This is a genomic window from Shewanella indica (genome assembly GCF_002836975.1).
In the GTDB taxonomy this organism is placed as follows: domain Bacteria; phylum Pseudomonadota; class Gammaproteobacteria; order Enterobacterales; family Shewanellaceae; genus Shewanella; species Shewanella indica.
On the sequence record NZ_NIJK01000021.1, the window covers coordinates 53,613 to 62,594 of the forward strand.

An 8,982-nucleotide genomic window follows, 5' to 3' on the forward strand; every position below is an offset into this window, starting at 1 on the left:
TTTTCCGCCAAGCTAACAGGCAGGACCATGGCGCTGAAGGACAGGTTGCACAAGGGCCGGGCAAGGCTAGCCGGAGTCAATTGGTATCTCTGCAGCGGGATTGGCTTTCTGCTGTTGGTACTGGCGGCATTCGGCATGGCGGCTTGGAAACTGGGACTGGTGCTGAATGATGCCGAGGCTTTGCCCATTGAGGCAGTGGCGATAAAAGGCGAGCGCCAGTACACCACGGATGCGGAAATCCGTGGCGCCTTGCAGGACTTGATGCAGCGTAGCTTTTTCAGCGCTGATGTGGCCGAGGTGCAACAGGCGCTGGAGGCTCTGCCTTGGGTATACCGGGCCTCGGTTCGACGTGAATGGCCGGCCAAGCTGAAGGTTTATCTGCAGGAGCAGGTCGCCGTGGCGCACTGGAATCAGGATGAATGGCTCAATGAACACGGCGAGGTGTTCCTGGCGCCACCGCAACCCGGGCTGGAAAATCTGCCTTGGTTGGCGGGACCTGAACCTATGGCACAGGAGGTATTGACCTCCTTTCGGCAGATGGATGAACTGCTGCGGATAAACAGCTTTAAGTTGGATAGATTGAGTCTCAGCCCGAGACATGCCTGGGAGGCGACTTTGGGCAACGGCATCATGCTGGAGTTGGGACGAGAAGACAAGATGGCGCGGATACAGCGTTTTATCAATGTGTATCCGGAGTTGGTTAAACAGGAAAAGAGTGTCGCCAGAGTGGATCTACGCTATGACACGGGTCTGGCTGTAGGCTGGGAAGACGCACAAGAAGAGAGCCGTTAATTAATGACCAAGAACCAAGATAGAAATCTGATCGTCGGATTGGACATAGGGACATCCAAGGTCGCTGTGATCATAGGTGAAGTCTTGCCCGATGGCGAAATCAGTGTCGTCGGTCTGGGTAATCATCCATCACGCGGCATGGATAAAGGCGGGGTTAACGACCTCGATTCTATCGTGCGCAGTGTGCAGCGGGCCTTGGATCAGGCCGAGCTGATGGCAGACTGTCAGGTGTCTTCGGTGTATTTGAGCATTTCCGGCAAGCATATCGCCTGTCAGAACGAAAACGGCATGGTCTCCATCAATGATGAAGAGGTGACCCAGGAAGACGTGGACAACGTCATCCACACGGCCCGTTCGGTGAAGATCCCCACCGAACGCCGCATTTTGCACGTATTGCCGCAGGAATATGCCATAGATGTTCAGGAAGGGATCCGCAGCCCTATCGGCATGTCCGGCATGCGGATGGAAGCCAAGGTGCATATAGTCACCTGCGCCAATGATATGGCCAAGAACATCACCAAGAGTGTTGAGCGCTGTGGCCTCAAGGTGGACGACTTGGTGTTTTCCGGTATCGCTTCGGCCGATGCGGTACTGACCAATGATGAAAAAGATCTGGGTGTTTGTCTGGTGGATGTCGGTGGCGGTACCACAGATATCGCCGTGTATACCAATGGCGCTCTGCGTCACTGCGCCGTGGTGCCGGTGGCCGGCAACCAGGTAACCAGTGATATCGCCAAAATTTTTCGTACGCCACTGTCGCATGCCGAGCAGATTAAAGTGCAGCATGCCAGTGCCCGCAGCTCCATGGTGAGCCGTGAGGACAGTATAGAAGTGCCGTCCGTGGGTGGCCGACCGTCAAGAACCATGTCGCGTCATACTCTGGCCGAGGTGGTTGAACCCAGATATCAGGAACTGTTCGAGTTGGTATTCAAGGAACTCAAGGACAGTGGCCTGGAAGATCAAATTGCCGCCGGCATAGTGTTGACCGGTGGTACCGCCTCTATTGAAGGGGCTGTGGATGTTGCCGAAGCCACGTTCGGCATGCCGGTCAGGGTGGCATCACCGCTGCCGGTGAAAGGTTTGTATGAATATGTGGATCAGCCCATCTACTCCACAGGTGTTGGGCTGTTACATTACGGCGCGCGCAGGGTTATCGAACGTCAGTTTGAACGACCCGAGCGTCAAGGGGTGACCAGTCTCTGGAATCGGGTTCAGAGCTGGTTTAAAGGTGAGTTTTAACTTACGTAAACGCAGGTAATACGGAGAATTAAACCATGTTTGAGATCATGGATACTCATTCTGACGAGGCGGTGATAAAGGTCATCGGCGTCGGTGGCGGCGGTGGTAATGCCGTCGAACATATGGTGAAACACAACATCGAAGGTGTTGAGTTTGTTGCCACCAATACAGATGCCCAGGCACTGCGTAAGTCTGCCGCGGGCACCACTATTCAACTGGGACGTGATGTCACCAAGGGTCTGGGGGCTGGTGCCAACCCGGAAGTCGGTCGTGCTGCAGCCGAAGAAGATCGTGAAAATATCCGTGAGGCTATCAAGGGCTCGGATATGATTTTTATCGCTGCCGGTATGGGTGGCGGTACGGGGACAGGTGCCGCACCTGTGGTGGCGCAGATTGCCCGCGAAGAAGGGATCTTGACTGTGGCCGTGGTCACCAAACCTTTCCCATTCGAAGGCAAGAAGCGTATGGCGTTCGCCGATCAGGGGATCACTGAGCTGGCCAAACATGTTGACTCGTTGATCACTATCCCCAACGAGAAACTGCTTAAAGTATTGGGCCGTGGCACGTCATTACTGGATGCCTTTGCTGCCGCCAACAACGTGCTCTTGGGTGCTGTGCAAGGTATCGCCGAACTGATCACCCGTCCCGGTCTGATTAACGTCGACTTCGCCGACGTGAAAACCGTTATGTCCGAAATGGGTAACGCCATGATGGGCACAGGTGTCGCTCGTGGTGAAGACCGCGCTGAAGAAGCAGCCGAAGCGGCTGTTGCCAGTCCGCTGCTGGAAGATATCGACTTGGCAGGCGCCCGTGGCGTGCTGGTTAACATCACTGCCGGCATGGATATGAGTATCGAAGAATTTGAGACTGTGGGTAACCACGTCAAGGCTTATGCTTCAGACAATGCGACTGTGGTCGTCGGTGCTGTTATCGATCCGGAAATGAGCGATGAACTGCGGGTTACTGTGGTTGCTACCGGCATAGGATCGGAAAGAAAACCTGACATCCAGTTGGTATCCAAACCTGCTCCGCGTCAGGAACCTGTGCCAGAGCCCAAGGTCGAAGCCTACATGCCTCAGGAAGAAGCTGCTATGCCTGTTTCTCATAAGAGCAATGCAGTTCCGGCGTCCCAACCTGCGGCCAATCCGCATAAGAACGAGCTTGATTATTTGGATATTCCGGCGTTTTTGCGTAAGCAAGCCGACTGATACTGGCGGGTATCGCGGGTGTAAATTGGGTGAGCCCCTTTGTTTCCAGGAAGCGAAGGCAGGTAAATTTTTGTGAAATTGCCGATTTATGCTAGGATATCCGACCAGCTGCGCCCGAGGAGTGTCGATTTTATCGTCCTAGGCAGAGCTTTTTGTTGAGATGAATACGGGTAACTAAATGATTTTTCAAAGAACTGTTGAAAAAATAGTAAAGACCACAGGTGTCGGTTTGCATTCCGGCAATAAGGTGACTTTGACTATCAAGCCCGCACCAGTCAATACAGGGATCGTACTCGTGCGTACCGATATGCAGCCGGCAGTGGAGATTGCTGCCAAGGCGGAGCAGGTGCGTGAAACGACTATGTGTACGGCTCTGGTTAATGATGAAGGTGTTCGCATCTCAACGATAGAGCATCTGTTTGCTGCGCTCGCGGGCCTGGGTATCGACAATGCTGTTATTGAAGTGGATGCTCCCGAGATCCCTATCATGGACGGCAGTGCCAGCCCCTTTGTATTCCTGCTGCAAAGCGCGGGGATCAAAGATCAGTCAGCGGCCAAGAAATATCTGAAGATCAAGCACACAGTGCGTGTTGAAGACGGTGATAAGTGGGCTGAACTGCGACCTTTCAAAGGTTTCAGAGTCGATTTTGCTATTGACTTCAATCACCCTGAAATTGCCCGTAGTCAACAGCATATGGTGATGGATTTTTCCTCTTCCGCCTTTGTGAAAGATATCAGCCGCGCCAGAACCTTTGGTTTTATGCGTGATATCGAGTATCTGCGTGCCAACAATCTGGCATTGGGTGGCAGTATGGAAAACGCGGTTGTGCTTGATGAATATCGTGTCCTCAACCCCGATGGCCTGCGTTATGAGGATGAATTTGTTAAGCACAAGATTCTTGATGCGTTTGGTGACCTGTATGTGGCGGGTCACGCCATAGTCGGAGAGTTCTGTGCCTACAAGACGGGGCATGCCCTGAACAACCAGCTGGTGCGGGCATTGCTTGCACAGCAGGATGCCTGGGAGTTGGTCAGCTTCGAAAAAGAAGCGGATGTGCCTGTCAGCTTTATGATGCCATCCAATGTGGTGATGGCTTAATCGTAAAACTAGGACTGCCTTTTACGGCTGGCTAATGCAGCCAGCCGTTTTAGTTTCTGGCCCAGCTCACCGTCAGTGTGTTCGGCCAGTGCATTGATATGTGAAGCCGCGGTTTCACTCAGTTGTCTGTGAACCACTTGGGGTTTTGCCCCTGATGTTGCCAGTGCCGGGTTGACTTTAACCTCAATAGCGGTAAGCATTGGGAGCGTTTCTGCCTGAAGTTGGGCAAGAAGTTTGGTTTTTTGGAAGTTAATCCTGGCGGCCCATGCGGCGGAAGGGGTTTCAATAACCAGCACACTTTGGCGCAGATTGGCGACTTGCAGCTGTTCGCTGACAGGGCCTGACAGCAGCTGTTTGACATGCTGGTTCAGATACAACAAAAGCTCCGCTTTCTCGGCCAGATCGGGCAGACGTCCCGACTGATGCAGTAATTGGCTGAGGTGCTGAGGGAGCTTCTTCATTATGATAATAAGATGGCTGAATTAGGCTATGAGTGTAACAGTTTTTATTCAAGGTCGGAATGGCGTGACGCGCTGGCAACCTGGCAAACGCTGGTTGTTATTGCCTATATTGCTCCTCGCTGCGGGCACAGGGCTCTATCATTACAACGCCGAGCGATTTGAGTCGCAACAGGCCAACGTCGACAACGAGCGCCAAGCTCGTGAGCAGCAACAGAAACAAGTCAAAGAACTCAAGCAGGCAACCGAAACTCAGTTGGCAACCTTGGTGGCACATGTCGCCAGAATGCAGGCCAAACTGACTCGGCTTGAGGCTCTAGGGCAAACTCTTGCCCAGAATTACCAACTTGAAGAACAGTTCGATTTCGGCGCCGAGGTAGGTATTGGCGGCCTGAGCGAGCTGGGCACCAGCATAGAGCTGGAGCAGCTGATCTCCGATATGGATCGGCTGGCATCAGGAATTGATAGTAATAATGCTCAGTTGTCCCTGCTTGAAACAGTGGCTTCCAATCTCCATATAGATGAAGAGCGTTATATATCAGGGCGGCCAATCAACAAAGGTTGGTTATCCTCGCCCTACGGTTTACGTAATGATCCTTTCAATGGCCGCAGATCTGTGCATAAAGGCATAGACTTTGCGGGTACAGAAGGAGCCGATGTGATCGCCACCGGTGGTGGTGTGGTGACATGGGCCGGGAATATGTTTGGCTATGGTGAGTTGGTGGAGATAGATCACGGTAACGGATTGCGCACCCGCTATGGTCACAATAAAGCTTTGTCAGTAACTGTAGGTGACGTGGTCGCCAAGGGCGAGAAAATTGCCACCATGGGAAGCACTGGGCGTTCGACAGGACCTCATGTGCATTACGAAGTGTTGCGGGGTGGACAGCAGATAGATCCCAAGAAGTACGTCTACCGCAAAGCAGGTTAATTGGAACTGGCCGCCAGACTCGTAAGAGGCTTGGCCTACAACAGAATAAGTGATTCAGATGTTAGGTAAATTACTGACAAAAGTATTTGGTAGTCGTAACGACCGCACCCTTAAAGCCCTGGGCAAGATAGTCAACAAGATCAACGCGCTCGAAGGTGAATATGAGCAACTCAGTGATGAGCAGCTCAAGGCCAAAACCCAGGAGTTCCGTGACCGACTCGAAAAAGGGGAAACCCTTAACGACATCATGGCCGAAGCCTTTGCCACTGTGCGTGAAGCTTCCAAGCGGGTGTTCGAGATGCGCCACTTTGACGTGCAGTTGATAGGCGGTATGGTGCTGGACAGCAACCGCATTGCCGAGATGCGCACCGGTGAAGGTAAGACTCTCACCGCCACGCTGCCGGCCTATCTCAATGCGCTGACCGGCAAGGGGGTTCACGTTATTACAGTGAACGACTATCTGGCTCGCCGTGACGCCGACACCAACCGCCCACTGTTTGAATTCCTGGGAATGACAGTCGGAGTTAACGTCGCCGGTCTTGGTCAGCTGGAAAAGAAAGCCGCCTACAACTCAGATATCACTTACGGTACCAATAACGAATTTGGTTTCGACTATCTGCGCGACAACATGGCGTTTTCACCGCAGGAGCGGGTACAACGTCCATTGCACTATGCTCTGATAGACGAAGTCGACTCCATTCTTATTGATGAAGCCCGTACGCCACTGATCATCTCCGGCGCCGCGGAAGACAGCTCTGAACTCTACATCAAGGTCAATAAGCTGATCCCTAATCTGATCCGCCAGGATAAAGAAGATTCGGACGACTATGTCGGTGAGGGTGACTTCAGCGTGGATGAAAAGGCCAAACAAGTTCATATGACTGAACGCGGTCAGGAAAAAATTGAACTTCTGCTTACCCAGTCTGGCCTGCTGGCCGAAGGGGATTCACTCTACTCGGCCGCCAATATCTCACTGCTGCATCATGTCAACGCCGCGCTGCGCGCTCACACCCTGTTTGAACGTGATGTTGACTACGTTGTGCAGGACGGCGAAGTGATCATCGTCGATGAGCACACTGGCCGTACCATGCAAGGGCGTCGTTGGTCTGAAGGCTTGCACCAGGCGGTGGAAGCCAAAGAAGGCGTGAAGATCCAGAATGAAAACCAGACCCTGGCTTCTATCACCTTCCAAAACTACTTCCGTCAGTATGAAAAACTGGCCGGTATGACAGGTACTGCTGATACCGAAGCTTTTGAATTCCAGCATATCTATGGTCTGGATACCGTAGTGATCCCCACCAACCGGCCGATGATCCGTAACGATATGGCAGACTTGGTGTATCTCACCGCCAAAGAAAAATACAACGCCATTATCCAGGACATCAAAGGTTGTCGTGAACGCGGCCAGCCGGTATTGGTCGGTACAGTTTCCATCGAACAGTCTGAACTGCTGTCCAACCTGTTGGATCGGGAAAAGATCCCTCACAAGGTACTGAACGCCAAGTTCCACGAAAAAGAAGCAGAAATTGTTGCTCAGGCTGGACGTAGTGGTGCAGTAACCGTGGCCACTAACATGGCCGGTCGTGGTACCGATATCGTCTTGGGCGGTAGTTGGAAAGCAGAAATTGAGGAACTGGAAAACCCAACCGAGGAGCAGATTGCCAAGATCCGTGCTGACTGGCAAGAGCGTCACGATGCTGTGGTCGCCGCCGGTGGTTTGCACATCTTGGGTACAGAACGCCACGAGTCTCGCCGTATCGACAACCAGCTGCGTGGGCGTTCCGGCCGTCAGGGCGATGCGGGTTCATCACGTTTCTATCTGTCGATGGAAGATAGTCTGATGCGGATCTTCGCTTCAGATCGCGTTGCCAACATGATGAAGAAGTTGGGCATGGAAGAAGGTGAAGCCATTGAGCATCCCTGGGTATCCCGCGCGATTGAGAATGCCCAGCGCAAAGTGGAAGCCCGTAACTTCGATATTCGTAAGCAGCTGCTGGAGTTTGATGACGTCGCCAACGACCAGCGTCAGGTGGTTTACGCTCAACGTAACGAACTGATGGATGCCGAAAGCATTGAAGATACCATCAAGAATATTCAGGAAGACGTGATCACAGGCGTTATCGATCAATACATTCCACCACAGTCAGTTGAAGAGCTCTGGGACGTTGCCGGCCTCGAGCAGCGACTCAAGCAGGAATTTGTACTGGACTTGCCGCTGCAGGAGTGGCTGGACAAAGAAGAAGACCTGCATGAAGAGACGCTGCGTGAGCGGATTATCGAATCCTGGCTCAAGGCCTATGAGGCCAAAGAGCAGATGGTGGGCCCTGAGGTGCTGCGTCAGTTTGAAAAGGCTGTGATGCTGCAAACCCTGGATGGTTTGTGGAAAGAGCACCTGGCTGCCATGGACCACCTGCGTCAGGGTATTCACCTGCGTGGTTATGCGCAGAAGAACCCCAAACAGGAATATAAGCGTGAATCCTTTGAACTGTTCCAGCAGATGTTGGAGTCACTCAAGCACGATGTGATCAGTATTTTGTCCAAGGTTCAGGTACAGGCCCAATCGGATGTCGATGAAATGGAAGCCCGTCGCCGTGAAGAAGAAGCGCGGATCCAACATCAATATCAGCACGCCACGTCTGAAGCTTTGAACGAAGCCGAACAAGATGCTGAAGTCGCGGCTCATACTCCAGTTGTGCGTGATGGTGAGAAAGTTGGACGTAACGATCCTTGTCCTTGCGGCTCAGGTAAAAAATACAAACAGTGTCATGGCAAACTGAGCTAACACACTGTAAGTCATTAAAGGCAATCTTCGGATTGCCTTTTTTGTTGCTTTTAAAACGTCGTTTTTTACTTCATAAATCCATAGTTGTGGATAACTCTGGGGGTAAAAAGTGTTTAACGTGTGGCTAACCCTGGAGCCTCAAAAAAGATCGCAAAATGCTGAAAAAAGCCCTTGCGCAAAAGTTTTGGCCCCCTATAATGCGCACCCACTGACACGGCGAACGAGAACAAATATCTGTTCAAATTCAAAGTTGGTAACGCGGCAACAGCCTTGGTTTCAACGGTGTGAAGATAAAATCATCACTCGCTCGAAACCAGATAAAAAAGGGCTTGACGCTGAAAAAGGGTTCTGTAGAATACGCAGCCCTGACCCGATGAGAATCATCGCGGTACTGCTCTTTAACAATCTATCAAGCAATCTGTGTGGACACTCACAGGCATTGAGAAATCGACAAAACGATTTAACTCGATGAA

Annotated in this window: 7 protein-coding genes; 6 read left to right on the forward strand and 1 reads right to left on the reverse strand. The window is 52.1% G+C overall.

Annotated features, from left to right (window positions below):
• The first annotated feature begins 27 nt into the window (after nucleotides 1-27).
• The 4 genes from CX650_RS04850 (at nucleotide 28) to lpxC (ending at nucleotide 4,338) form a co-directional block, all read left to right on the forward strand.
• On the forward strand, nucleotides 28-792 hold the full coding sequence (locus CX650_RS04850; protein ID WP_101095164.1) for a cell division protein FtsQ/DivIB: 765 nt from the start codon (nucleotides 28-30) through the stop codon (nucleotides 790-792).
• 3 nt (nucleotides 793-795) lie between these two features.
• Nucleotides 796-2,031, forward strand: coding sequence for a cell division protein FtsA (ftsA, locus tag CX650_RS04855; protein WP_039035199.1), 1,236 nt, complete (start codon nucleotides 796-798; stop codon nucleotides 2,029-2,031).
• Nucleotides 2,032-2,066: 35 nt separating this feature from the next.
• On the forward strand, nucleotides 2,067-3,239 hold the full coding sequence (gene ftsZ / locus CX650_RS04860; RefSeq protein ID WP_039035198.1) for a cell division protein FtsZ: 1,173 nt from the start codon (nucleotides 2,067-2,069) through the stop codon (nucleotides 3,237-3,239).
• Between the two features lie 178 nt (nucleotides 3,240-3,417).
• A complete protein-coding gene (gene lpxC / locus CX650_RS04865) occupies nucleotides 3,418-4,338 on the forward strand; it encodes a UDP-3-O-acyl-N-acetylglucosamine deacetylase (RefSeq protein WP_071476031.1) in 921 nt (306 codons plus the stop codon).
• Nucleotides 4,339-4,346: 8 nt separating this feature from the next.
• Here lpxC and CX650_RS04870 read toward each other — a convergent pair whose 3' ends face one another.
• Nucleotides 4,347-4,799: a DUF721 domain-containing protein gene (locus CX650_RS04870; RefSeq protein ID WP_039035196.1), complete on the reverse strand. Its 453-nt coding sequence runs from the start codon at nucleotides 4,797-4,799 to the stop codon at nucleotides 4,347-4,349.
• Between the two features lie 28 nt (nucleotides 4,800-4,827).
• Between CX650_RS04870 and CX650_RS04875 the strand changes: the two genes are divergently transcribed.
• Entirely contained in the window at nucleotides 4,828-5,727 is a 900-nt protein-coding gene (locus tag CX650_RS04875) for a M23 family metallopeptidase (RefSeq protein ID WP_039035195.1), read from the forward strand.
• Nucleotides 5,728-5,785: 58 nt separating this feature from the next.
• Nucleotides 5,786-8,509 (forward strand): preprotein translocase subunit SecA, encoded by a 2,724-nt coding sequence (gene secA, locus CX650_RS04880; RefSeq protein ID WP_101095165.1) that lies wholly within the window; start codon nucleotides 5,786-5,788, stop codon nucleotides 8,507-8,509.
• Nucleotides 8,510-8,982 lie beyond the last annotated feature (473 nt).